The following is a 23858-nucleotide window of genomic DNA, read 5'->3' as shown; positions in this document are numbered from 1 at the left end:
TCATTCTTCTCACCCTGGCTTTCTATATACTGCCGTATCGTTTCAATCGTTGCTCCGCCTGCACTGAGCAGACAGAAGATCTGACTCCAGAATGCATCTTTCATGGTCTAACTCCATTATATTTATCGTCCTTTTTCTTATATCGACGGATATGTATTTATGAACTAATTGTTCTTTTTCAGTATACTACATCAGGGAAGGGAGAACGAGTGTTTCTTTTATACTATAGAGATTTTTTTTGAGCAGATATGCTCAGATGTGCAATTCATCTCACCACCTGAAGAGGTGGGAGAATTCTTGCTACATTTGTTAAAATTTATTCTTCTCAGTGGCCTTAATATATAGTTTATCAAAATATAGAAGAAATGGATATATATTTTCTTTTAATATTTTTATAAAAAAGCTTTATTTTATCACTCTCCAGTCACCGGACGCATCATGGAAAGCAGCTCTTTCCGGTAATGATCGGCCTTTTCCTGATTGCCTTGTTCTTTCCGTACCATCTTTGTGATTCCCGGATACTGTCCCGGGAAGCTTTCCAGCATGATACCATCTCCATAGATTAGGTAAACATCTCCGTCTGTCATATCTTCCTCTGTCAGCTTCTTTCCATTCTCATCCGTAAGCTTATCCGGTATCGTTCCGGAGAAAATCGTGTCCGTGTCCAGATCCGCAAAATACCAGCTGTTATCATCTGTATGAAAATACACTGCTGTCATCGGCTTTTCCCCGCATCCCGCCAGACAGAACATAACAAGTACCGCCAGCATCACGATCCATTTTTTCATTATTCCACCTCCTAGTCTCTGTCAGTATTTGATTGTTTCGACTTCACACCGTGCTAGCACCATGAAAAACATTAATATTACTGACTTCTACAATGTTTTTTATCTGACACTACCATTAGTGGGAGATTTTTGATATAAATTTAATTGATCGTTGGAAGTACTTCCATAACCTGATCAATCACTTCCACAATTCTCTGTATATCCATATTTTCTTTTACATCAGAACTATCATTCACGTTCAAACCATCTTGCCAGTCCTGGACAATAGATACTGCCGGGATATTCACTAATGCAAACGGATAATGGTCACTGTTGGTTGCCATTGTCAGGAAAAATCTGTCACTGGGTGTAAATAGTTCTGACATACTGTTTTTATTTAATTCTGCCAGTTTTTTCAATCCCTCATCATCATATTCCGCATTGTCTGGTCTTTTGTTTCCTTCGATCATCGCCATATAACCCAGATCACTTTTTTCTGCAATAGTATCAATATTTATTACTCCGATGATCTGTTTCCGCTCGTCCTCCGTCAGCTTACCAACATACCATCTTGAACCCAGCATATATTTCTCTTCGCCCGAGAACAGGATGAATTTTATATTATACGGTATCTCTGTATCTTTTAAAATCCTTGCCAGTTCAAGCACTGCTGCCACTCCGGAACCGTTATCATTGGCGCCCACCGAATCTTCTGCACTGTCATAATGGGCACTTATGATCAGATTTTTTGTAGTATCAATGGATGAGTTTTTTGTCACAATGATATTTTCACCAATGCCGTCAACAATTGCATTCTCGGCTGTTGATGCCAGAAACACATCCGCCTGCGAGGAATGCCTTATTGCATTCTCATTGTTTTCATCGTTATATTCGAATTTCTGGTATTCTATATTGTCATATCCCTGATTGCCAAAATATTCACTAATATATTCTTTTACATTCTGTATTGCATCAGAATTTATTGGACGCGGTTCAGAAGTGATTTCATCGATGATCTGTTCAATATTCTGTTCCAAAGGCTCTATTATTGTACCGTTCTGAGTAACACTCTCCGCCATTGTCTGAATTGGTGCTATTAATGATATAACCATAATTAAGGCAATTGTAATTTTTTTCATTTGTGAGCTCCCTCATTTTACCAAGTATTAATCAGTATCTTTTATCCAATAACTTTCCATGCAGAACCATAGGCTACAACGAAAGCTTTTTTCCATACCATAAACATTATCATGTGATATACTTCTGCCAATTAAATCTCAGATTTTGAAAAAGGAACAGACATTGATAATTTTACTTAGTTCCATTCTGGGCTATGCACGGAACACTACAACCACATGATCAAAAAGCAGTAAATCTGATATTCAAATGTACATTGTGATCCTTTTTTAACAAAATTAGCTTTTTTATCATTTATGTTATCAACTGATACTATTATACCATGAACTGCATCACCAACCAAGTGTTCTTTTTTGCTTTTACAGCGTTCGTACAGTACTTTTACAATTCATTGCACATCTGTAAAGGAAGGAGACTTCTTGCTATATATTATGTTAAATTCCTGAAAGTATTTTCTTTGCGTTCTCCAGGTTATTCTTTCCATTTATTTTTAGATATACTTTACTGATTTCAGAAGGCTCTCCTATTTCTCTGCAGAGATCCTGTGCCTGGGAAATGGGTATGTAGATTTTCCTGGAACCTCCGTTTCTCTGGCTTTCTTAATGCCCTCGGTTGTGGCTTCTATCACGACAAATTCTTTTTCATTAGAGTTTATAAGGACATCAATGTGCTGGCAGCAGTTACTTTCGCTGTTCTGCCTGTCAGGATAAAAGAACTGGTCTACGGAAATGTCCAGCAAGGTGACGATTTGGTAAAAGGTATTCAGGTTTGATTATGAGGACGATACGCAGTTTTATGTTTTAGTAGTATTTTATTCTACATACCCGATGACAACATTGATAGATTGAAAGAATGGCGGTAAAATAAATGCGGATAAAATTTGAGACTCCATAATAGATACATATTTCTCTGCTATATTTGAAAAATTGGAGGTGGAACAATGCAGAAGATTTTAATTGTTGAGGACGATATTGACATTCAGGATATATTAAAGAACCATCTGATTGATGCGGGATATGAAGTCGCTGTTGCTTCTGACGGTGTGACGGGCATTGCAATGTTTGGGGATACCATCGACCTTGTGCTGTTAGACATCATGCTCCCTAAAATCGACGGTTATGGTGTATGTGAGGTCATTCGTAAGCGGTCACAAGTCCCTATTATTATGCTTACTGCGCTTTCGGATGAAGAAAACCAGTTGCGGGGTTTTGAACAGCAGATTGACGATTACATTCCAAAGCCCTTTTCGCCCAAAATCCTGCTGTGCAAGATTGCGGCTATTCTTCGCCGTAGGACTGTGGAAAATCAAAATCAATCCCTGCTTACTTATAAAGAGCTAAGTATGGACGTTGACGGATTCCATGTATATCAAGGCGGAAACGAGGTTGTTTTAACCAGTAAAGAGTTTGCGCTTCTTAGGCTTATGCTTGAAAATCAGGGAAAGGTCTTTACTCGGCAAATGCTGCTTGACCGATTGTGGGCGGACGATTTGGATGTCGAAGATCGGATCGTTGACAGTCACATAAAGAACATTCGCAAAAAATTAAATGCTGACTATATAAAAACAATCAGAGGAGTGGGATACAGAATTGACAAAGTACATTAAGCAACGTTTATCAGTTAAGATTTTTATAATTACATTTTTTCTACTGGGTGCGGCTTGCGGCGGAACATATTTTTTCATTTCAAAGCTGTTACCTGCGACATACTCCAATTTGATAAATGCGTCCACAGAGAAAGCCGCTATGCACCTTGTTGAGCAAATGACAGCTTTTGACAATATATCTGATTGTGAAAATGATATATCTAATTTTTCAAAGGAAACAAATGCCGCTTTTTGGATTGAGGATAGTAACGGTCGTATGATATATCCCGCCGAGGCATCAATGGAAACCTCTACTACTTCGGCAGATTGCACAGTTACATTCGATGAAGATGAATCGTTCATAGATATGCAACCGTCTGGGGAAACCACGACAAATTTTTACCCGTTCACGTTAAAAAACGGCACTGCTTATGCGTTGGCAGTTCAAACAGATTTGTTCGTTGTACAGCAGGCAACAAAGGTATTGCTGTCTATTCTTCCGTATGTTATCCTAATGGTCTTTCTGCTTTCGCTCCTTTGTGCATGGCTCTATACACGGTATATCACTAGACCTATTGTACAACTGAGCAAGATTTCAAAGCAAATGGCAGAATTGGATTTTTCCGGCCAATGTGGTACAGGACGAGAAGATGAATTAGGGTGTTTGACGCAAAATCTAAATTCATTATCTGCTTCGCTATCCACTGCATTGAACGATCTTCAAACTGCCAACCAACAGCTCAAAACAGATATTGAAAAGGAACAGGAGTTAGAAAGACAGCGGGTAGACTTTTTCTCGGCAGCATCCCATGAACTGAAAACACCACTAACCATCTTGAAAGGACATTTGGCGGGAATGCTGAACGGAGTCTGCGGTTATGAAAACCATATAGAGTACATGGAGCGTTCCCTGGCCGTTGTTGATAGGATGGAAAAGTTGGTAAAAGAGCTGCTGTATGTTTCCAAAGCGGAAGGAACTCAAAAAACTGAATATAAAACCGTTGATTTTGCGGAAATATTTCGGGTACAGATTGCCACTGTAACAGATTTATTGGAAGAAAAGGAACAGTGCCTTGAAGCAAATATTCCTACCCGTCTTTATTGTGAAGTGGAACAAGCACAGATGGAACGGGCGATTCAAAATATATTGGTAAACGCAACTCACTATTCTCCAAGTGGTAAACTGATTCGTATATCTTTGTCCGAAACGCATGGTACAATTCGTGGTGAAATTGAAAACACAGGTGTCCGTGTGCCTGACGATTCTATTCCACATTTGTTTGAAGCCTTCTACCGGGCAGATACATCTCGTAACCGTAATTCCGGCGGAAGCGGATTAGGGCTTTATATTGTTGGCAAAATCATGGAAATGCACCAAGCAAAGTACGGCATTTCAAATACAAACAATGGTGTACTGTTTTGGTTTGAATTGCCTTGCAGGCAGCCGATAGACAACTCCATCTAAAATCCATAATCCTTGCAAATTATATCCAAGTTGCTTTGTTATATTATAGCTGTCCTCAAGAGGGTAGCTACAATTTTTAGAAAGTGAGGTTTTATCAATGAAGAACAAAAAAATTTGGTCAATAGGACTGTGTGGAGCAATCTGTTTAAGCATTGCAGGAGTTACTTATGCAAGTTATGCAAGTGCATTGGCTTCGGATACACCAAAGGTTTCAACATCCGAAACAGGAAACACATCCAGTGCAGATATTCTCTATCAGGATACAGACGGTGGACAAATCAGCGTTGACGGTAAAAATTGGGTCGATGAGGCAGATTATGAGAAGAACAATGCAGCACCAGATGTGCAGTGGTGGACAGCTGATGAATATGAGGCGTGGATGAACGAACAGAAAAAAGAAATGGAATCTTTGATTGGAACCGGAGATGGTTGGTATGATGGGGAAGGCGTATTCCATGAATTTACACAGGAAAGCGTAGCTGCTATGATGGACAGCTATAAAGGAACTCTGGAAAGTATCAAAAAAGGAGTATTGTATTCCAAAGACAACGGTGACGGCGATACCTACTCCATGATTCCACCTACTGAAGATGTAGTTTCCTCTTATAGTGTTGATATAACAAAAGATAACGGAAAAGCAGTACACATCGGGGATTATTCCACAGTTGAGGAATTAGACAAAGCTATTTCTGATGCAGTTAAAAATGGTCAACTCACACAAGAAGAAGCGGACTCCGTTCAGAAATAATAACTAAGCCATTCTGCCGGTCGATGGCAAAAGAAAAAAAACCGTCGTACAGCAGACAAATTGATACGCCCATTTAAAGCAGCGGCCCGCCGCGAGACCATTTCGAAGGCAATCGCCGAATTGCTATATATTATGTTAAATTCCTGAAAGTATTTTCTTTGCGTTCTCCAGGTTATTTTTTCCATTTATTTTTAGATATACTTTACTGATCTCAGAAGGCTCTCCTATTTCTCTGCAGAGATCCTGTGCCTGGGAAATGGGTATGTAGATTTCGTTGCCTTCTGTTACTACAGCGGCTTTACAGGGCATATATGAGGTTTGCGGTCCTCTTGCGGAATTGCCGGATAAAGTGGTAAGATCATCTATGGCTTTGGAAGTTTCCTTCTCTTTTTCATCCAGGGAATAAAAAATATTCAGGTTTTCACCCATTTCTAAAAATTTTTCCTGTTGTTTTTTTGAAATGGCATGATTATTATAGTCTTTCATATCCCGTAGGGAACCATTTCCCAGCAATAACAACGGCATCTTCCCCAGTTCATTCTGAGTTGGATTTTTTCCAAACGCATTCATATCAATTCCTGAAAAAGTCGTTGTTTCCGTATAATCTTCAATTTTGATGACAACCGGGACTTCTATGACTGGCCAGATTTCTTTTATACCTTTTATCTTCTTCGCTTTCTGCAAAAAATCTTCATCATAAGCCAGATCTCCAAGTGGGAGCAGCACAGTAAATTGCCGTTTTTCTTCTTTCATGCCTGCCAGCAGAATTCCTGATAATGTAAGTGTCAATGTCAGCAGAAGTATGACAAATAAGGTAAAGCTGTCTATTTTTTTTCTTTTCAATGAGAAGCCGCCTTTCTCGCTTCTTCAAGAAGGATATTTTTCTTATGAAGCTTTCTGACCAGAATCAGGATTATGGAAATAAGCAGTACTGCAACAACTGCAGCTATGGAATACCACCAGTTATTGGTTTTCTCCTGGTCATCTTCAACCTTTAAGGACTTTATCTGGGTTTCTTTGATTTCAGAATCAAATTTTATTTCTTCCTCATATGATTTGCCATCGGCATCCTCATACGTAAGAATTAATTGACCTGCACATTTTCCTGTTTTTCCTTTTACATATATGCGAAGACTTCCCTGGGATAAATCTCCGGCCTCTATGGTCCCTAAGAATGCCGTATCGTTTGAACTTAATTCATCAGCCTTTAAGCTGACACTTGCATTGTATATTTTGTCTCTTCCGAGATTCATTGCTTTTACCGGGATCTCTACTGTATCCATAGTGTATAAAACAGATGGAATATCTGAAGCTTCCAGCTTAACACGAACCGGTTGGATGATCTGAAAAGACAGTAATTCTGTACCGGTGGTTGCCGTTGCTTTCGAATCTTCATAATCCAGAGAAAAAGTAATGACAGCCTGGCCAGGATCACAGTTTTCTGTTATAGTAATCATCTGTTCCAAAGTAATTGCTTCACCAGGAGCCAGGACTTGTACATAAAAAGAGTTTTTCTCAAATTCGATTCCTTTGTTCTCTGTAGAAAGGGAAATTTTTAAACCAAATACATTTTGACTGCAGCTTTTATTTCGAAATGTCAGCGACATTTCTGTTGTAGAACCAGCCTCCAATCGTCCACCTGAAAGATTGCTGTCTTCTAATAATAACTGCGGTTTATGTAATATTTTTTCACTTGATGAGTCTGATGTTGAATTATCTCCTCCCCCACCGCCCGAATACCCTCCGTTGTCTATAACCGGATCTGTTATCTGCGGGGCGTCACCGTCCTCCGGATTATCACTGTCTATTACAACATGAAAAGGATTCGATTTAGAACCATCACCAAAGTCATCTCCTGATGTAAAAATATCCGGATCCGGATTTTCTTTATCGCTATCAGCTTTATCAGGAGTCTTTTCATCCTCTGCCGGAGGTTCGGTACTCGGAGGTTCGGTACTCGTAGAATCATCCTCTTTTTCATCAAGGGTTAACGAGTTGTCATTCTCATAAGATACGGACGGATCTGAGTCCGTAAATCCTTCTTCAGCAGATGTAATCTCCGTGTTTTGAGGCTCTGTGGCAAAAACGGTAGCTGGAAGAAATATTATTGTCGTACATAATACTAATGCCGTTTTTACAAATAAATTTTTCATTATCAGGCAGTCCTTTCTCTTAAGATTCCTCCATCCATTTCATATACGTGGTCACATAAGATTCTGATGTCCTCTTCATTATGGCTTGCCAGCAAAATGGTTTTTCCTGCTGCTTTTAAATCCAGCAGCAGTTCTCTTATTTCTTCCACGCCATGTTTATCCAGTCCATTAAACGGCTCATCCAGAATCAAAAAAAGAGGATCTTCCATAATGGCCTGTGCAATACCAAGGCGTTGACGCATTCCTAGGGAATATTTTCCGACTGGTTTCTTCATGTCCGGATCCAATCCTACCCTTTTTAAGACTATGCGGATATCGGCCTTCGAGATCCGGCCATTCATGTCTGCCAGGATCTCCAGATTTTTAAACCCCGTATATTGTGTAAGAAAACCGGGAGTCTCGATAATAACTCCAAGACTCTCAGGAAAATCCACATCATGGCCTATTTTTTTTCCAAATACAAAAATAGTACCCGTAGTTACAGGAAGAAACCCACAGATGCATTTCATAAGGACGGTCTTTCCTGAACCGTTATTTCCAACAATCCCATAGACGTTCCCTGTTTTCAAGGAAAGATTTACTTCCTGTAACACGATGTCTTCACCGAAACGTTTGGTCACGTGTTCTATTTTTACGCAGGTGTTCTGCATCATTCCACTTGCTCTTTGCGGATCACAGGCCAGATTAAATGTCCCTTCAGATTTCTTCCAATCTTCCATATAAAACACCTCCCAGAATTCCCAGCATTACTAATAAAAACAACAGTAGAAATAGCCAAACTCCTATTTTGTCCGGTCCCCAATTTTCATCAGCCAGTATCCATTCTACTGGATAAAACCATATCTGATTCTTAAAATAGCGGTCATGAAGGATAATTCCGAAATAAAAGCTTACAAAAGGGATTCCATATGCCATGTAAGCAGAATCCCATAAAATCCCGCAGCTTCCACCGAAAGTACTTATGATACTTCCGATAAGTCCTGTCCGAAATGCCTTCATGAGTAAGTCCAGAAGTGCTTCTTTCTGAATAGCACCCTTTATCTCCAGCGGATAGAACACAATAAAATTGATAAAAAGTACCGTTAGTATAGATAACGTCCAGACCATAAAACCAGATACCATAATGGAAAAAACTTTACCTTCGATATACTGTCTGCGAGTCGTTCTGGGAAGTATCTCCTTTAAAAATCCACTTTTATATTCTTGCAAAATGGAATCACTCCATGGCAATACGGCTGCTACCGGAATGGCAAAAGATACTGCCTGACTTTTTAGAGAACCTTCCAGTATACTGATAAAAGTACCACATGTCAGTGCTTTTTTTAAGCTGGGATAAGTCTGTCCAATGGCGAGGGAAATGCAGGCTATCAGCCATGCTGCCAGAAAATTCTTATTAAAAAACATACGTTTTGTTTCACCCCACATAGGTTTTCCCCCTTCCGATCATGTCTTTTCTCCAAGAAATTCAAAGGTATATTTTTTCATCCGGTTAATTGCAAAAACTGCAAGAAGAACTAAAATACCCAGAAAAAACATGTAGGAATGCGTGATTTTCGGGAGCAATGGGTCATAACCTAAGTTATGTTTTCCGTATACTGCCTGGTTCAGAGGACTGATCCAGCAGATTAATACATTTACCTGATACATTTCGTATTTTTCTTTATGTAAAATTGCAGCCAGTACTTTCGGGTCCAATAAAAAACCAAAGACACTGTAAAGAAGGCCAAAAATCATCCCCTTAGTCTTCCCTTTATAGAGATTTCCTACAAGGATTACAAAGCTTAAGGTCAGCGAATAACAAAACAGCAGGAAGAAGACCTGCAGCATACAGCCATAGGGTGAGATACTTTCCATGACCCTTACTGTAGAAGGGACCTGCAGGTTTTTTCCTAACTCTGAATAACCAAGCATAGCCGCAGTTTCGCTCCACAGGTTACCTGGATAACTCTTTTTCATACACAGCACAGCCGTAAACAGCAGCATCAAAACCGTATATAAAACAGTTACAAGAATAACATAAATGAATTGACCTAAAAGCCATTTCCTCTTGGTTGTCCGGGTCAGCTGGTATGGAGTAATAGGTGTCATCTTCGGCAGGTCAGAAAACATAAGAAGCAAGAGCAGCGAACTGGACAGTACTGCTATCCCATCCCCAAATGTCCAGATAAATGGTTCAATGGCCTGTACCGGTGTATCGTAGGTCTCCATTACAACCATGATTCTGCCTGTAAGCAGGAAACTAAGTACAAATTCTAACAGAAATATAAAAATAACTTTGGGATTGCGTAGAAATCCGAAGAAATTGTACCTTACAATTCCAAATACCTGTCTCATGTCAGTAACCCAGATTCCGGTCTATGATACTGCCATCCACGGCATTAATGGTAAGGAAACTTTCATTCGGATCTTTACTGGTATTTGATTCTGTTTCTCCGTTATATTCACTTTCTGAAGTCATGCTGCCGAAAAAATCCCAGACGGGGATCAAAATACCTGTGTGTGCGTCAGTAGACGGCTCATATATTCTGGCATAGCCAAGAACGATCCGATCAATATTATAGACCCTGGAATTTTCATATTGCATATTATCAGCGTTTGTTACCACCATCATTTTTTCATAAATTTTCATAACCTCGCTGAACGAAAGAAGATTTAAATTCTCTGTCTTTATTTTACCAATTGTGTAGGGATTTGAATAAGTCATGCTTTCTATGCCATCTTTATCGACATAGAAACAGAGACTTTCATAAGACCATGTTTCCATTGTGCTGTCCATATCTTCCAATGCCCCACCGTCTGCAATTGTCTGAGTGACCGGCACACCATTTATGGTACGTGCATAATCAATTCTATATCCATTTCCAAAATTACCTGAACTATTATCGCCTTCAAAACTTTTGCACACCGCGTAATTCCAGTTAGAAAACTGTAAATCTGTGATGCCCATTTTTTCAACTTTTTCCTTTACAAGTTTTTTGGCTTCATCCAGGGACAGCCCGATAGATTCTTCTGTGGGTTTTTCTTCCTCTTCAGAATATCCGTAATCACACCACATTGCATCCTCCGGTATTTTTTCCCCGCCCTTGTTTGCTGCTTTCTTGATCTTGACTGACAAGGTATCGGAGCCATCGGAAGATATCATATAGTAGTATTGTGAATCGTCTGGCATTTGTGCAATACAACTGAAATAATTTCCGGCAACAGGTTTTGCCTCTGTCAGGGTTTTCTTTTCCGGAGCAGTTTCGTATTCCTGTTCCCATGTCTCAATATCTTCATAGATATCATAGACATAATTCCCATCATCGTCTGTTCCATAGTTATACGGATCCAGGTTTCCGTTTGCAACGTCTTCTTTTAGTTCATCCAGAGTTTTTTTAATTTCATCCTTTGTCTTCACATAATAACTATCCATGGTATAAAGTTTTGCCTCTGAGAAGAATGCGTTTGTAATACGGTCGAGAAGCTCCTGGGTAACTTCTGCCGCGGTGACAGAAATAGCAGATATCTTTTCCACTTCCGGAATTTCTACGCTTGCATCTGTATTTACCACGAGCTTGGCACTGTCATCTTCCACATGGCTTTTATAATTTTGAGGAGCATCAATGAGATTCCTGATGGTTGTCTTTGACTCTGAACCGTCATCGTTCTTACTTTCAGATGCTTCTCCTTTAGAACCGCTAACATCATCCGCTTCCGTATAAGCATCTACAGCCTTGCTCCCCTTCGGCTTTACCAAAGAAGAATCCGGGGTCTGTGCGCATCCTGTAAACATTCCAATACAAAGCACTATTCCTGCAAACTTTTTAATATTTTTTCTCATTTCTGGTAAAATCTCCTTTCTAAGGTTGTTATAAGTATATCATCGAGCATTACACCAAATCTTTCGCGATTTGTAACTGATATGTAAACGTTAGTGTGATTACCAGAAAACAGAGACGGTAGTTCCTTTTCCCGGATTGCTTTCAATCTTCAGATGGAAATCGTGCAGTTCTATAATTTTCTGACATAAAGAAAGACCAAGCCCTACACTTCCTTTTGCCCTGGAACGAGATTTGTCTACCATATAAAATGGTTCCGTCACCATTTCCAGATCCTCTTTCGGTATTCCCTTTCCAAAATCCTGAACCATCAGATGGTTTGGGGTTGCCTCAAGCACAATTTTAGATTCTTTCCTGGAAGCTTTGACTGCATTATCAATTAGATTTGTCACTACACTTATCATTAAGTCCTGATCAAACTTCTTTACCAATTCTTTTGGTTCACAAAATACATCAAGAGAGATGTTTTTTTCTTGAAGCCTGCAATCAATGAGTTCTTTTACTTCTTTCAGGAAATTATCCACCTGTATTTCAGCTGGATTGAATGAGTCTTCCGAAGCTTCATAGAGTCCGGTTAATTCCAGCATTTTCATAGAAAGTCTTGACAGCCTGCGACATTCATTTTCAATATAAATAAGAGCCTTCTCCTGCCTTTCCGGGGTTAGGCGCACAGTAAGCAATGTATCTGCATAGCCTATGATTGCAGTCATTGGGGTCTTCAGTTCATGAGCCAGGCTTCCAATAAGCTGTTTTTGTGTCCGGTTTATGTTAGAAAGACTTTCAATTTGTTCTTTTATTTTACCTGTCATAAAATTAAAGGTTGCACCTACCTGTGCAAGTTCTGTATTTCCCTCTGACGGTACTTTAAAATTATAAATACCTTCAGAAACAAGAAGCGTAGCTTCTCTTAGGCTTATAAGCGGCGCTGTGATTTTTCGAAGGCTCAAATAAAGGACAATTCCCATCACCACGATCAAAGATAAAGTAAATCCACCAGTCTGAAAAAACAGCAGATGACTTTTTTCTATTACATCTGTTATATCTTTATAAGTAACAATCTGATATCCCATATTTACATTGCCATAGTAAAATAACAAAAGTGTCCTTCCATTTATCTGACTGATCATAGGGCCATGACCGTCACTGTTGCTGCCATGATCCACCATGTTTGCCTTACTTGCACATAATTCTCTTAACTTTTTTACATCGAATTCATAAACAGTTCCATTATAGGTCATTTTTCCATCAAGATATAAAACCGCGCTGTCATGAAAAACCTGCCGAAAAGCATAAGTAACTATTTGGGGGCGCATTTCGTTGTCGGCATTCTGTTTCTGATTGTCGGAAAGGCTTGTTTTATTTTCAAACTGTAAGATATTTGTTCTGAATATACTGCTTTCATAACTGTTGATATTCTGTATACTCTGATTTTTCCAACAATAAGTGGTATAGAGAAAGATCCCTGTCGATACCAACAGAATGATACATGTAGTCTGAGAAAAGATCTTTATTAAGAGTTTCATAAATCCACCTCAAGTCTGTAACCGATTCTGGGAATTGTTTTAATCTTATCCTGCCAGCCAAGCTTTTTCCTGATACGACCCACATGTGCATCCACAGTTCTTGTTTCTCCGCAGAACTCTTCATTCCACAGTTCCTGCAGAATCTGATTCCTGGTCAATGCTTTATTCGGGTTTTTGGCGAACACCATGAGGCAGTTATATTCCATTGGCTTTAGATAGATTTCCATGCCCATTTTTGTAACAGTACGACTAGCAGTATCAATGATGACATCACCAATTTGAATCTGTTCTTGTACAGTGCCATTACGTTCCAGTACTTTTTCAAGACGGACCATCACTTCCAGCATTTCAAATGGTTTTACAATATAATCTTCCGCACCGTCTTTTAATCCCTTTATCTTGCTCGCGATATCTCCCTTTGCGGTAAGAAATATTACGGGGATTTCATACTGCTTCAGTTTCGGTAACAGGCTATAGCCGTCTCTTCCGGGAAGCATGATATCTACAAGTGCACACTGAAACGCATGATCTTGAATAATTGCTTCATATGCCTCATTTCCATCCAGATATCCTACTGTTTCATACCCTGCAATTTCCAGATTCATACACAGCAGGTCATTGATTGACATTTCGTCTTCTATCACAAGGATTCTTGCCTTCATAATTATTACCTCACATGTTTTTATAACTATCTTTTCACAGGTTAATTATACATTAAATTCTATAATGCAGTTGTAACTGATTTGTAACAGCAAAAAAGGAAACCAAAACCATTCTATGAGAATAGTTTTGATTTCCTGTATAAACCGTTATTTTCTGATCGTTTATAACGCTGGTGAGAACATTTATTATTATTTTTACTCCATTCCAGAATCATTCGAAAGAGAGACAATGCAAATACAAAAATTATTAAGAACACTAAAATTTTCATATGTAGCCTGATTCCTTTCATTTACCTTTATCAGATTGTGTCATTTAAGTCACATCCACTGATGATGCGATTCCATAAGTTCTCCCGCTTGTCCATTCCTTTGGTAAAATAGGGAAGTCTTTCCTCTTCCAGCTCTTCCAGACGAAACACATTTCCATTCAGATAATTGTCAATCCGGTGTCCTGTACTTTTAAGTCTTGTAATTACGCCACCAATTTTTATATCCAGAATCTCATAACCAAATGGCTTTGCATCGTTCATCCAGATTTTTTCTCTTGATGATTTCATCTCTGTCAGATTGCAGATGATTCCAGGAATAACATTCTGACTGATATCTTTCAACGCTGCTCTGTCCGATCTGTCATATGCTGATTTTATACACATGCCCAAATCGGCTTTATCAGCTAATACCGCCGCCAGTTTTTCATAAAATGAAAATAAAAGCTGATATTTTCCTGCTTTTTCTGCACATTCCTTCATACATTTCTGTATGTTTTGGTAGTAAGATTTTGTATTGACACCTGATTCTTTCACATGATAATCAAAAATGCCTAACATTGGATCCTGGTATAACAGATATTTTGAAGGATTTTGAGCCTCTTTATTCTCTTTCGTATTTAAGAATAAGGAATCAAAATTGCCAAGTGCCATAAAATCATCAAATTCTCCGCCTGTGCAGTTCCTGAACTCCTGCTTAAGGATTGTTTCGTCATAGTCTCTGTGAAAATCAAGGTGTGCAAAAAGTACAAGTCCCGGAAGCAAAGCATCCACCGGGGTTTCTGCACCATTATCCATCCATGCTGTACAGAGAACCTCTTTTATATTGTATTTTTTACAAGTAGAAAGAGCTGCTTTGGTACACGCATAGGTCTTAGAATAATTGGGGGAAATTCCGTTCCAAATCCAAGATCCTCCTGCAAAAATAACGTTATCCGAAAGCTGCGCATGGATATCCAGCATTTTTTCATAGGTTCTGGTATCATCATGATAATAGTCCCAATATACTAATCCTAGATCTTTTTTCGGTTTTTCCCATTTGGAGCAGTCCGTGTTTTCGGGCAGATCATAGTATCCGCCTGCAGAATTTGCTGTAATGTACATATCACTCCATATCATCGGCTTTAATTCTAATTTTCTGCAAATATCTACGACCCTGTTACAATGTTCCCTGATTATCAGTGACCCTTTTTTATATCCATTTTCTTTTAGATAATTTCCAAGTCCCAGCATGACAGCCTCATCCATTCCAAGATGTACCCTTTTGGTAGAAAAATTCTCTTTTACTGAGCTGAGCAGCTTTTCAATAAACTGATAAGTTTCCTCTTTTTCAGGCTGGAGAATGTCCGCAGAATCACGAATCTTATCCATTCCCGGCCACTTCAGCGCATTGTGCAGATGAGCCAGGGTCTGAATACACGGAACAAGCTCTACCCCAAACATGGAAGCGTAAGCATCCAGTTCTTTTATTTCGTCCTTGGTGTATTTTCCGCGATAAGCTCCAAAATAAGGCTGCCCCTCTACTTCATAGGTATCTTCTGTATAAAGCATGAGTACATTCATTCCAAGTTTTGCCAGTATCTTGATCAGGAATTTCACCTTTTCAACTGTAAATACAGCATTTCTGGAACAATCCAGCATAAGACCGTTTCTTTCAAAACAGACATGCTCTTGATATTGAAATTCATTTTCTTCCATATGATGTATGGCATAATTAAGTGCGCGGTAATAATGAGATATTTCCCGACAGATGATATGAATCTGGTTTTTTCTTTTATTGATCAATATTTCTGGTCTGTCCTGAAATTTAACAAACAATTCTATGTTTTGGTTGAAACCGTCCTTTTCAGCGAGCAGTATTTCAGTACCTTTTTTAATAGTATTATACTCTTTCTTATCAGATGAAAAAACAACGTTCATACGTATTCCTCTTTCTTTAGAAATTCTGCTCTTCTTAATAAATCAATCTTTTTAGCAGAGCATCCCCTGTCAATGTTCTATTTTATTCGTTTGTAAATAATCGGCTCATCATAACCAAAAGTTCTTTTCCCATTTACTTCCATGGACTCTGATACTTCCAATTGATTTTCAGTGAACTTTTCATGCAGAGAAAATTTCAATACGGGAGAAAACATACTTACACTTCCGCCTTCCCATGTATCACCTGATTTTCTGAAAAATGCAGGAGTAAATTTTGCAGAACACTTTAGCTGATCATAGTCGGCACCTTTGAACATTTTGTAAGTAAAATTCTTTTTATCATATCCTTCCGGTATCTCATAAGAAATAAGTTTTATTGAATTGCTTTCTTCCATGAAAAGAAACAAATGTGAAGAAGAGCGGGTAGTTCCCTGTACAGAATAATAGCTCTCTTCAATCATAAATACGCCTTCGAAACCATTTGGGAGATTTGCAATTCTGGAATTACATATTGTATTGATATGCTTTGCATATGGATACTGTGGATTTGTCTTACTTATTTTCTCAAATTGATCCTTATTATCAAATTTTCCATTCAACAGTGTAACAAAATTTATCAAGTCAGCCATGATCTTATGCCTCCATAATCTTTATCATATAGGTTTCATCCATTATACACCTTCCATATAAAAGAGTCCATGTACAAAATAAGGGAATATATAAACAAAATGCATCAGTTAACAAACATCGGCAGAGGGGCATATCATTGTCCAATTGATATGCCCCTCTTTGTCTGAATTACTGTTTCATTTTATAAATTTACGCATAATATTTCGTACCACACCCTGTTTCTATGGCTGAATCAGGCTAATAAGAACGTTACTGTTAATTGTGTTTATATCTACTTAAGGCACGAATCAGTTTTTCTGACTCCAGTGGTTTGGTAAGATAGTCGTCCATTCCAGACTTCAGTGCTTTAGTCTTATCTTCTGTAAAAGCATTGGCGGTCATAGCTATAATCACAACAGCAGATGCATCACTTCTATTCGTTGTGCGTATTTCTCTTGTAGCTTCCAGGCCATCCATAACTGACATCATAATATCCATCAGAATTACATTGATCTCACCAACACCTGATTTTGCAAATGCTTCAACAGCCTCCTTGCCGTTTGAAGCCCTTATAATTTCTGCTCCTGCATTTGTCAGAAGAAATTCCGCAATTTCCATATTCAATTCATTGTCTTCTGCCAAAAGGATTCTCATGCCTCCAATTGATACATCATCTTCCTGGCCTTCTACCTGCTTCATATCAGTAGAAATAAGGAATGGAAGCTGTACCATGAATGTGGTTCCTACATTTTTCTCGCTTTCAAATTTAATCGTACCGCCCATTTTCTCTATTAGTTTTTTTGTAATTGGCATACCAAGACCTGTTCCTCCATAAACAGATCTTGCACCACCTGTTTCCTGAGTAAATGGTTCAAAAATATGGTTCTGAAATTCTTTACTCATTCCAACTCCGGTATCCTTGCAGTGAAACTCAAACAGTATATGCCTGTCATCCACCTGTGTTTCATAATAGCTGAGCAGTATCTCTCCTTTTTCTTTATTATACTTGACAGCATTACTTATGATGTTCATAAGGATTCTTTTTAAACTTTAATCACAGCACTTTTGCATGCTCTGTCAATGTGTTTATTTCCATAAATAAATTTTTCTTTGTACCCATTATATGGTTCCAGTATTGATACGTCAATCCCATTAATGTGCCTTCTCTTCTTCACTCTTTGTGAAAGGAAGAGATTGCTAGCTTTTACCAATCGCTCTTCCACTTCCACATCAAGTCTGCTTTGTTCTGGATTACCGAAATGGTGATCATGCGTCAGGCTGATACTGTTGACAATGAAAAACAGGAGCCAGCTGCATTACAACTTAGCTCCTGTCCTGTACATCTTGAATATAGAATTAGTAAAAACAGATTATCGGGACATCATACTGAATAAGACTATAAAGCTGTCCGGCATTTTCTGGTGGAAGATTGATGCATCCATGAGAACCACCTGTAAGATATCTGTCACCACCAAAGTACGGCTGCCAGTCTGCATCATGAAAGCCAATTCCTCCATTGAATGGCATCCAGTACGTTACCGGCTGTTCATAAGAATAGGTTCCATTTGCTGTCATTTCACCTCGCAGCACGGACGGACTGCTCTTTGAATTCAGTGTGAATATTCCAGGGGGTGTTTTTCTATCCGGATCGCTTGGCAGTCCTGATACGATTTCTGATTGGAAAATAATATTTCCATTCTGATAATACCACATATACTGTTCTGTAAGATCTACCTCTATATATGTATCTCCAAGATCATTGATTCCGTGTGCATTTGCCCTCATAGAATATACCGGTTCCCTGGTTGTCTGGGTTCCTGACTGAATTTCCTGCATGAGCTGTGCTACTTCCTTGTCCTGATCAATCTTCCATCCATAAGCTGAGCCATATACATACACCGTCCTTCCGCTCGTGGTCTGGAATTGTCTTTCAGTGCCAACTGTATCATGATCTGCTGCAAGCTGTGCCACATAATCCACTACATGCTGCCGGAAGGCTTCATCATTCTGGAGCAGCTGCCCTTTCTCGTCAAACTGCAGCCAGTTTTTGATGGTATTCCCATCGAGTGTTACCGTTTCATCTCCAAATGTATATGTGATATTTACTTTTGTCAGGTTCTTATATGTATTTACCATATTCTGAAGCTCTGAACTTTCTTTCGTCACATCTGCTTTCTTATAAGCCTTTGGATCACTTTCCAGATCTACCTCTGCCGCATCATTATCGATTGCCCTGCATATCATCTGATAAGCTTCTTTGGTATTTAATTCATTGCCTTCCGTTTCTGGCACAATAGTGAATTCTGAGTTAACAAAACTTACATACGCATTTTCCGGTGCTATCTGATTCTCTTTTTTCGCACAATTTAATGAATTTACCTGTTCTTCCAGTTTCTCCCGGCTGAAAAAAGTCTCTTCTTGAACCATATAGTTTTTTGTTTCAAAAAGACTGCCGATCCATTCCCATGATTTCTGAGTTTTCAGCAGCTGGAGAACCACACCGCTGGATACGTATTTATAATCAATATCTTTTCCTGTAATGGCCTGCGGGTCCTGCATTCTTGCCCTTACCTGAATAGTATAGTTATCCTTTTTCCCAGCAATCTCCTGCTCAACCTCATAAGCTGTCTTATTTGAACTGTCAATTCCATTGATGGTCGTCCCATAAAAGAAGTGATATGAGTAATAATAAGATATACCTGCATACATACAACAGCCTATAACAAAAATCATCAATATAATCAATATTACAATTTTCTTAATTTTATTTTTCTTCTTTTCTGAAAATATAATGGATCTGAATTCCGATTTATCCATCGGCACATAAACAACTGAACCTGGTCTTGCCGATTTTGTGGTTCTCATTGATTGCCCTATCACTTCTTTTGGTCTCATGTCTTATTTATCTTTCTTTGAATCAATTAGTTTTTTGCATTGTCACTGTCAAAATGTAATGTCTTATGGTACTTTGCATTTTCCTCCAGAAGTTTTTTCCATTTCTGTCCGTCTTCTTTCGTAGGATTATCAAAATTCTGCTGCCCCTTCAGTTCATCCATATACTGGATATAATCCAGGAAATAAATATCTACTGTCGAAATGTCCCTGTCCTGAATTGCGAAGTTATTACAGTTTCCAGTAGACTCATTATATGGAAGTGTGTTTCCGTTGGCATCAAGAGCTACCATGAAGCAGTCACTGTTGGATCCTTCCTTATAAAGTTCATTTACCGTCAGTTCATACGGAGAACGAATTACGGATTTGAGTCCGATACCAGCATCGTTTGTATCATTGAGTTCCAATACTTCTGTCCGGGAATCATCTACTGTAACCGGGATATCGAAACTCCAGTCACCTTCATATTTGTAGTAGCCGGCATCCCTTCCATAGTTTTCATCATCCGCTTCTGACCACTCATAGTCTGCTTCCAGCCCTCTTACCTTCGTGATATCCAGATGCAGATTAAAAGTATCCGGAATCTCAATATCTTTAATATATTTCTGATATGCTCCACCACGCTCAGATACTTTATTGATAAACTCTTCCAGCAGTGCATAACCTTCATCCGTCTGATCATCTAAGTCCGCCTGAGTTATTCCCATCTCATCCATTACCTGCTGTGTCATTTCATTGTATTTCTCATTATATTCCGTATAGTCTTTTGCCGCCTGAGCAAGATCATAACGGAAAATGCATGCATAGGTGTTGTCATCCAGAAACTGTCCTTCCACCTGACCGTCGATCACCGGACTAGCTTCTGAATCAAAGTCCACACCTCCAGTCATATCCAGATCAATGACCGGTGTTCCACTTTCCGCCCTGGTTGACGTTTCTGGAAATGGCTTATCACTCTTAAACTGCATAGTTATATAGACTGCCTGGCTGTTGGCATATACCTCAGAACATGTAATTGTCAGCCCATCTGCTGTTTTAATGTAAGCATTCTCACTAGTGGCATTACCTGTCTTGTCCCCATCTGCTTCACTGCCATCTGCCGTTGTTCCATCAACGGATTCCAAGGTTGTTGCATAATCCGAAAAATCACCAAAGAAACTTACATTATCCTGCAAGATTTCAAAAAGCCCTCCTACAACCGGAATATTCTTTGCCATTACTGGATTGGTTGCACAGAATATAAATCCGACTGCCAGTACCGCTGCCATACCTCCTGCTACCCTGCCTCCAATTTTCATCCAGTGATATGGATCCTTTGGTGCTTTTTTCTGTAACACAGCATTATTTTCAATCAATCGATATGCCTGATTGATACGTTCATGCACGATTGCCGGCATTTCTGTATCCTTTTGAAGTTTTTCCTGGAAGTCTTTCTCATTATTATTTAAAGTCATCATTAAACACGTCCCTCCTTAACCTTATATCCATACATCTCTGCAATCTGTTTTCTACCACGATGAAGACGAGATTTCACAGTGCTTTCCTTCATATCCAGAGCGTCACTGATCTCCCGGACACTAAATCCTTCCATATAGTACAAAAGAACAACCAAACGATATTTGCTATCCAATGTTTCTAATACTTGTGCCCATTCCATCGCCGCATATTCTTCTTCGTGAAAAGGTGTTTCCGGCATCTGATCCGTATAAGTAACCAGCTTTTTCTTCTGTATCATGTCCTTACACTTGTTGATCAAGATTCGAATCATCCAAGTTTTAAAATATCTGTTCTGTTTCAGACTTTTCAGATTTTCATAACAGGAAAGAATCGTATCCTGTATTGCATCCGCAACATCTTCATCATTTTTCAGATATGCTGCCGCAATCTTATACATACTCTGTACATTCTCATCCATAAGTCGGCAGAAAGCATCTTTGTCGCCTTTCTTCGCTTTTCGTATCAAAACCTCATTCATTATAGTTCCAATTCTCCTATCTCAGACCAGTCATCCGGAGTATACTATAGAAGCTTCATTTATGTGCTCCTACTTATTAGACGTGCGAATCCCTAAAAAGGTTGCAAATATTTTAAAAAAAATTATCTCAGATAAAAACACCCCCGAAATCGTTCAGAATTTTTATGATCATCAGGTCCTATTAGGGTAGAAAAACAGCCGTACCATGTGTTTTTACATGATACGGCTGTCTATAATTTCCAGGCCCTCAGGACAGATTAATTGAATTGTCACACCGAGACTCTCCATTTTATTTATGTAATAAAGTTTGATCCAGCATGTTTTTAATTTCATCCGGAAGACTGTCTATCGTTGCATTTTTATCCAAAAATAGTAAAGTTGTGTATTTTTTCGCATCATTCGGTGCTGAGAAAATATGAGTTACTGTATATGCTGTTCTACTTTTAGAAAAACAATCCTCATCTCGCAGTGATTCTACTACGAAGCAATCGCCTTTTTGCTGTCCCAGATCATCATACTCTTTATTTAAGCATAGAGTAAAATTAAGATCTGTTGTGCCAAACTTATAAACTTTTGTATCTGTAACAATCTCTTCCAACATAAAGCCTTCTGAGCCAGCCAGCATTGCAATCTGTCCGATATGCTTAATTTTACGCTTACACAATGAAAAAGGGTGCTGCGGTGTAAAAAATATCTGCGAAGCCTGAAGCAGCTTTTTTGCTGCATAACTATAAAACTTTTTTGCGGAAAGGTTTGTGGCCACACCTGTTAAGTGCCTGAAATTGGCAGCTTTATAAAGCACCTCAATATATCTGCCTTCAAATACATATAGAAATCTTTTACCTACTAAATGCTTCCTATACAGATCGGCAGCTATTTTAATCTCCTGTACGATTTTCTCTCTATCCTGTTGTTTTCCCATCTATCTTTTCCCAATCATCACTATAATATAAAAACAGCACCGGACAACTTTTTTGTTATCCAGTGCCCATAATCTTAAAAAGCGGTTTTATGCTGGCTGTCAGCCGCGACATCCTTCCGAACGTCTAAAATGTCGCCGGTATCATTAAGTCCCCGGCGCGGACTCACCGTATCTCCCTGGTGTGGGCGTAATACCCTTCCGAGTATCAAATGGTCCCAGTAATTACCCTGCCCGGGCACAGTACAGCTTTTACGTGCCGCTACACGAAACCTTTTGGTTTAACTATATTATATGCGATACCCTAAGAAATATCAATAGTTTCTGGCAAAATCGATTGGCTGTATTTTATTGTACCCCATTACTTACCACTGTCTATGATTTCCAGGCCCTCAGGACAGATCAATCAAAAATCATATTCTCTGTCCCATCAGGTTTTAAAAATACTGTTTTCGAAATTCCATTGCATTCCAGCGTTACTTTCTGCTCACGGGAAGAACAGAGGCGAACCCTGTGTATCCTGCCCTCTCTCCATTCAAAATCAACTGTGATGTCACCCTGTGCCTTCATTCCCCGGACATTTCCGTCTTTCCATTCATCCGGAAGTGCCGGAAGTAACAGAATATGCCCTTTCCTGCTCTGGATAAGCATCTCTACAACCGCAGCTGCAAAGCTAAAGTTCCCATCGATCTGGAACGGTGGGTGTGCACACAGCATATTGGGATAAATGCCGCCTCCCACACAGGAAATATTTTCCTCCCTGGTATAACGGAGCTGGTTTTTCAAAAGCCCCAGTGCATGTTCCCCGTCCCGGAGTCTGGCCCAGAGGCATACTTTCCATGCCATACACCATCCAGTTCCTTCGTCCCCGCGCCTTTCCAGAGCCACCCGGCAGGCTTCCAGAAGCTCCGAGTTTTTTTCTATGATCAGGTTTCCGGGATAAAGACCATACAGATGGGAAACATGGCGGTGATGGATCTCTGTTTCCGGATAATCCAGGAACCATTCCCGGATCTGTCCAAAGCTTCCCGTCTTAAATGGCGACAGTTTTGAAAGTACCCGTTTTACATCCACTGTCTCTCCCTCTATGCCCAGGATGTTACATATTTTCAGGTAGTACCCAAACAGTTCTTTCAGGATGCTGATATCCATGGTGGATGCCATTCCCACACTGTGGGATTTTCCATCTTCTCCACAGAAACGGTTTTCCGGGGAAGTGGAAGGCCCGGTAACATAGTATTCCCCATATGGGAACAGGAACCCAAGATAGAACTTTACGGCTCCCTCGATCATTGGTTTTCACGCACCAGCATCGTTGACTGTTTCTGCAGGAAATCATTCCGCTGATTGGTTACTTTCTCATACACTCTTGCCACCCTGATCCGCTGCTTCTCGCGGTTATGGGAATCTTTTTGTTTT

At 39.3% G+C, this 23858-nt stretch carries 23 protein-coding genes and 1 pseudogene; 3 read left to right on the top strand and 21 right to left on the bottom strand.

The features are described 5' to 3' along the window. The 3 genes and pseudogenes from NCY57_RS14530 to NCY57_RS14520 all read right to left on the bottom strand — a co-directional run. Positions 1 to 101, bottom strand: a pseudogene (locus tag NCY57_RS14530) (transposase); the annotation flags it as partial. 312 nt (positions 102 to 413) lie between these two features. After that, complete coding sequence (locus NCY57_RS14525; protein WP_015524968.1) at positions 414 to 788, bottom strand: hypothetical protein; 375 nt, start codon at positions 786 to 788, stop codon at positions 414 to 416. Between the two features lie 140 nt (positions 789 to 928). Then, complete coding sequence (locus NCY57_RS14520) at positions 929 to 1906, bottom strand: M28 family metallopeptidase (RefSeq protein ID WP_227574033.1); 978 nt, start codon at positions 1904 to 1906, stop codon at positions 929 to 931. Positions 1907 to 2844: 938 nt separating this feature from the next. Here NCY57_RS14520 and NCY57_RS14510 point away from each other — a divergent pair. The 3 genes from NCY57_RS14510 (at position 2845) to NCY57_RS14500 (ending at position 5702) form a co-directional block, all read left to right on the top strand. Further along, positions 2845 to 3510, top strand: coding sequence for a response regulator transcription factor (locus NCY57_RS14510; RefSeq protein ID WP_250789784.1), 666 nt, complete (start codon positions 2845 to 2847; stop codon positions 3508 to 3510). Further along, a complete protein-coding gene (locus NCY57_RS14505; RefSeq protein WP_250789783.1) occupies positions 3494 to 4954 on the top strand; it encodes a HAMP domain-containing sensor histidine kinase in 1461 nt (486 codons plus the stop codon). The genes NCY57_RS14510 and NCY57_RS14505 overlap by 17 nt, the downstream gene beginning before the upstream one ends. A gap of 97 nt (positions 4955 to 5051) precedes the next feature. Beyond that, positions 5052 to 5702 (top strand): hypothetical protein, encoded by a 651-nt coding sequence (locus NCY57_RS14500; protein WP_110104237.1) that lies wholly within the window; start codon positions 5052 to 5054, stop codon positions 5700 to 5702. Between the two features lie 135 nt (positions 5703 to 5837). Here the strand turns inward: NCY57_RS14500 and NCY57_RS14495 are convergent, their stop codons facing one another. From NCY57_RS14495 to NCY57_RS17100, 18 genes are all read right to left on the bottom strand, one after another. Beyond that, positions 5838 to 6545, bottom strand: a complete 708-nt coding sequence (locus NCY57_RS14495) for a hypothetical protein (RefSeq protein ID WP_227574034.1) — start codon at positions 6543 to 6545, stop codon at positions 5838 to 5840. Next, a complete protein-coding gene (locus NCY57_RS14490) occupies positions 6542 to 7855 on the bottom strand; it encodes a hypothetical protein (RefSeq protein WP_059085766.1) in 1314 nt (437 codons plus the stop codon). Before NCY57_RS14490 ends, NCY57_RS14495 begins: the two co-directional genes overlap by 4 nt. 2 nt (positions 7856 to 7857) lie before the next feature. Beyond that, positions 7858 to 8508, bottom strand: coding sequence for an ATP-binding cassette domain-containing protein (locus tag NCY57_RS14485; protein WP_044925097.1), 651 nt, complete (start codon positions 8506 to 8508; stop codon positions 7858 to 7860). 43 nt (positions 8509 to 8551) lie between these two features. Then, a complete protein-coding gene (locus NCY57_RS14480; protein ID WP_250789782.1) occupies positions 8552 to 9280 on the bottom strand; it encodes an ABC transporter permease in 729 nt (242 codons plus the stop codon). 18 nt (positions 9281 to 9298) lie between these two features. Next, a complete protein-coding gene (locus NCY57_RS14475; RefSeq protein WP_005423058.1) occupies positions 9299 to 10189 on the bottom strand; it encodes a hypothetical protein in 891 nt (296 codons plus the stop codon). Between the two features lies 1 nt (position 10190). Then, positions 10191 to 11675 (bottom strand): DUF6034 family protein, encoded by a 1485-nt coding sequence (locus NCY57_RS14470; RefSeq protein WP_227194926.1) that lies wholly within the window; start codon positions 11673 to 11675, stop codon positions 10191 to 10193. A 99-nt stretch (positions 11676 to 11774) separates the two neighbouring features. Further along, entirely contained in the window at positions 11775 to 12743 is a 969-nt protein-coding gene (locus tag NCY57_RS14465; protein WP_250789781.1) for a sensor histidine kinase, read from the bottom strand. A 449-nt stretch (positions 12744 to 13192) separates the two neighbouring features. Continuing rightward, entirely contained in the window at positions 13193 to 13858 is a 666-nt protein-coding gene (locus NCY57_RS14460; RefSeq protein ID WP_005423065.1) for a response regulator transcription factor, read from the bottom strand. A gap of 299 nt (positions 13859 to 14157) precedes the next feature. Beyond that, on the bottom strand, positions 14158 to 16044 hold the full coding sequence (locus tag NCY57_RS14455) for a beta-N-acetylhexosaminidase (protein ID WP_250789780.1): 1887 nt from the start codon (positions 16042 to 16044) through the stop codon (positions 14158 to 14160). A 77-nt stretch (positions 16045 to 16121) separates the two neighbouring features. Beyond that, positions 16122 to 16673: a hypothetical protein gene (locus NCY57_RS14450; protein WP_118513919.1), complete on the bottom strand. Its 552-nt coding sequence runs from the start codon at positions 16671 to 16673 to the stop codon at positions 16122 to 16124. Between the two features lie 256 nt (positions 16674 to 16929). After that, complete coding sequence (locus tag NCY57_RS14445; RefSeq protein WP_250789779.1) at positions 16930 to 17685, bottom strand: ATP-binding response regulator; 756 nt, start codon at positions 17683 to 17685, stop codon at positions 16930 to 16932. An 11-nt stretch (positions 17686 to 17696) separates the two neighbouring features. Continuing rightward, positions 17697 to 17882 carry a hypothetical protein gene (locus NCY57_RS14440; RefSeq protein ID WP_005423080.1) on the bottom strand — a complete coding sequence of 62 codons (186 nt, stop codon included), beginning with the start codon at positions 17880 to 17882 and terminating at the stop codon, positions 17697 to 17699. A 127-nt stretch (positions 17883 to 18009) separates the two neighbouring features. Beyond that, a complete protein-coding gene (locus NCY57_RS14435) occupies positions 18010 to 19362 on the bottom strand; it encodes a L,D-transpeptidase family protein (RefSeq protein ID WP_243164983.1) in 1353 nt (450 codons plus the stop codon). Positions 19363 to 19574: 212 nt separating this feature from the next. After that, positions 19575 to 21002, bottom strand: a complete 1428-nt coding sequence (locus tag NCY57_RS14430; protein WP_250789778.1) for a DUF4179 domain-containing protein — start codon at positions 21000 to 21002, stop codon at positions 19575 to 19577. Then, positions 21002 to 21520 carry an RNA polymerase sigma factor gene (locus NCY57_RS14425; RefSeq protein WP_005423085.1) on the bottom strand — a complete coding sequence of 173 codons (519 nt, stop codon included), beginning with the start codon at positions 21518 to 21520 and terminating at the stop codon, positions 21002 to 21004. Before NCY57_RS14425 ends, NCY57_RS14430 begins: the two co-directional genes overlap by 1 nt. A 289-nt stretch (positions 21521 to 21809) precedes the next feature. Next, positions 21810 to 22442: a PBECR4 domain-containing protein gene (locus tag NCY57_RS14420; RefSeq protein ID WP_173899872.1), complete on the bottom strand. Its 633-nt coding sequence runs from the start codon at positions 22440 to 22442 to the stop codon at positions 21810 to 21812. 399 nt (positions 22443 to 22841) lie between these two features. Then, positions 22842 to 23732: a glycosyl hydrolase family 95 catalytic domain-containing protein gene (locus NCY57_RS14415; RefSeq protein WP_250789777.1), complete on the bottom strand. Its 891-nt coding sequence runs from the start codon at positions 23730 to 23732 to the stop codon at positions 22842 to 22844. After that, entirely contained in the window at positions 23729 to 23806 is a 78-nt protein-coding gene (locus tag NCY57_RS17100) for a hypothetical protein (RefSeq protein ID WP_250789785.1), read from the bottom strand. The genes NCY57_RS14415 and NCY57_RS17100 overlap by 4 nt, the downstream gene beginning before the upstream one ends. Positions 23807 to 23858 lie beyond the last annotated feature (52 nt).

It is taken from the genome of Blautia sp. MB18-30, from assembly GCF_023669475.1.
Classification (GTDB): Bacteria; Bacillota; Clostridia; order Lachnospirales; family Lachnospiraceae; genus Blautia_A; species Blautia_A fusiformis.
This window is presented reverse-complemented; position numbering and strand designations above follow the sequence as displayed.

What these genes read in the sequence shown, in the direction of transcription:
- NCY57_RS14490 (WP_059085766.1), bottom strand. Translation starts at nt 7,855, where the DNA reads ATGAAAAATTTATTTGTAAAAACGGCATTAGTATTATGTACGACAATA.
- NCY57_RS14465 (WP_250789781.1), bottom strand. Translation starts at nt 12,743, where the DNA reads ATGGGATATCAGATTGTTACTTATAAAGATATAACAGATGTAATAGAA.
- NCY57_RS14480 (WP_250789782.1), bottom strand. Translation starts at nt 9,280, where the DNA reads ATGTGGGGTGAAACAAAACGTATGTTTTTTAATAAGAATTTTCTGGCA.
- NCY57_RS14445 (WP_250789779.1), bottom strand. Translation starts at nt 17,685, where the DNA reads ATGAACATCATAAGTAATGCTGTCAAGTATAATAAAGAAAAAGGAGAG.
- NCY57_RS14420 (WP_173899872.1), bottom strand. Translation starts at nt 22,442, where the DNA reads ATGGGAAAACAACAGGATAGAGAGAAAATCGTACAGGAGATTAAAATA.
- NCY57_RS14425 (WP_005423085.1), bottom strand. Translation starts at nt 21,520, where the DNA reads ATGAATGAGGTTTTGATACGAAAAGCGAAGAAAGGCGACAAAGATGCT.
- NCY57_RS14415 (WP_250789777.1), bottom strand. Translation starts at nt 23,732, where the DNA reads ATGATCGAGGGAGCCGTAAAGTTCTATCTTGGGTTCCTGTTCCCATAT.
- NCY57_RS14470 (WP_227194926.1), bottom strand. Translation starts at nt 11,675, where the DNA reads ATGAGAAAAAATATTAAAAAGTTTGCAGGAATAGTGCTTTGTATTGGA.
- NCY57_RS14460 (WP_005423065.1), bottom strand. Translation starts at nt 13,858, where the DNA reads ATGAAGGCAAGAATCCTTGTGATAGAAGACGAAATGTCAATCAATGAC.
- NCY57_RS14430 (WP_250789778.1), bottom strand. Translation starts at nt 21,002, where the DNA reads ATGATGACTTTAAATAATAATGAGAAAGACTTCCAGGAAAAACTTCAA.
- NCY57_RS14485 (WP_044925097.1), bottom strand. Translation starts at nt 8,508, where the DNA reads ATGATGCAGAACACCTGCGTAAAAATAGAACACGTGACCAAACGTTTC.
- NCY57_RS14500 (WP_110104237.1), top strand. Translation starts at nt 5,052, where the DNA reads ATGAAGAACAAAAAAATTTGGTCAATAGGACTGTGTGGAGCAATCTGT.
- NCY57_RS14525 (WP_015524968.1), bottom strand. Translation starts at nt 788, where the DNA reads ATGAAAAAATGGATCGTGATGCTGGCGGTACTTGTTATGTTCTGTCTG.
- NCY57_RS14455 (WP_250789780.1), bottom strand. Translation starts at nt 16,044, where the DNA reads ATGAACGTTGTTTTTTCATCTGATAAGAAAGAGTATAATACTATTAAA.
- NCY57_RS14520 (WP_227574033.1), bottom strand. Translation starts at nt 1,906, where the DNA reads ATGAAAAAAATTACAATTGCCTTAATTATGGTTATATCATTAATAGCA.
- NCY57_RS14510 (WP_250789784.1), top strand. Translation starts at nt 2,845, where the DNA reads ATGCAGAAGATTTTAATTGTTGAGGACGATATTGACATTCAGGATATA.
- NCY57_RS14435 (WP_243164983.1), bottom strand. Translation starts at nt 19,362, where the DNA reads ATGTATGCAGGTATATCTTATTATTACTCATATCACTTCTTTTATGGG.
- NCY57_RS14475 (WP_005423058.1), bottom strand. Translation starts at nt 10,189, where the DNA reads ATGAGACAGGTATTTGGAATTGTAAGGTACAATTTCTTCGGATTTCTA.
- NCY57_RS14450 (WP_118513919.1), bottom strand. Translation starts at nt 16,673, where the DNA reads ATGGCTGACTTGATAAATTTTGTTACACTGTTGAATGGAAAATTTGAT.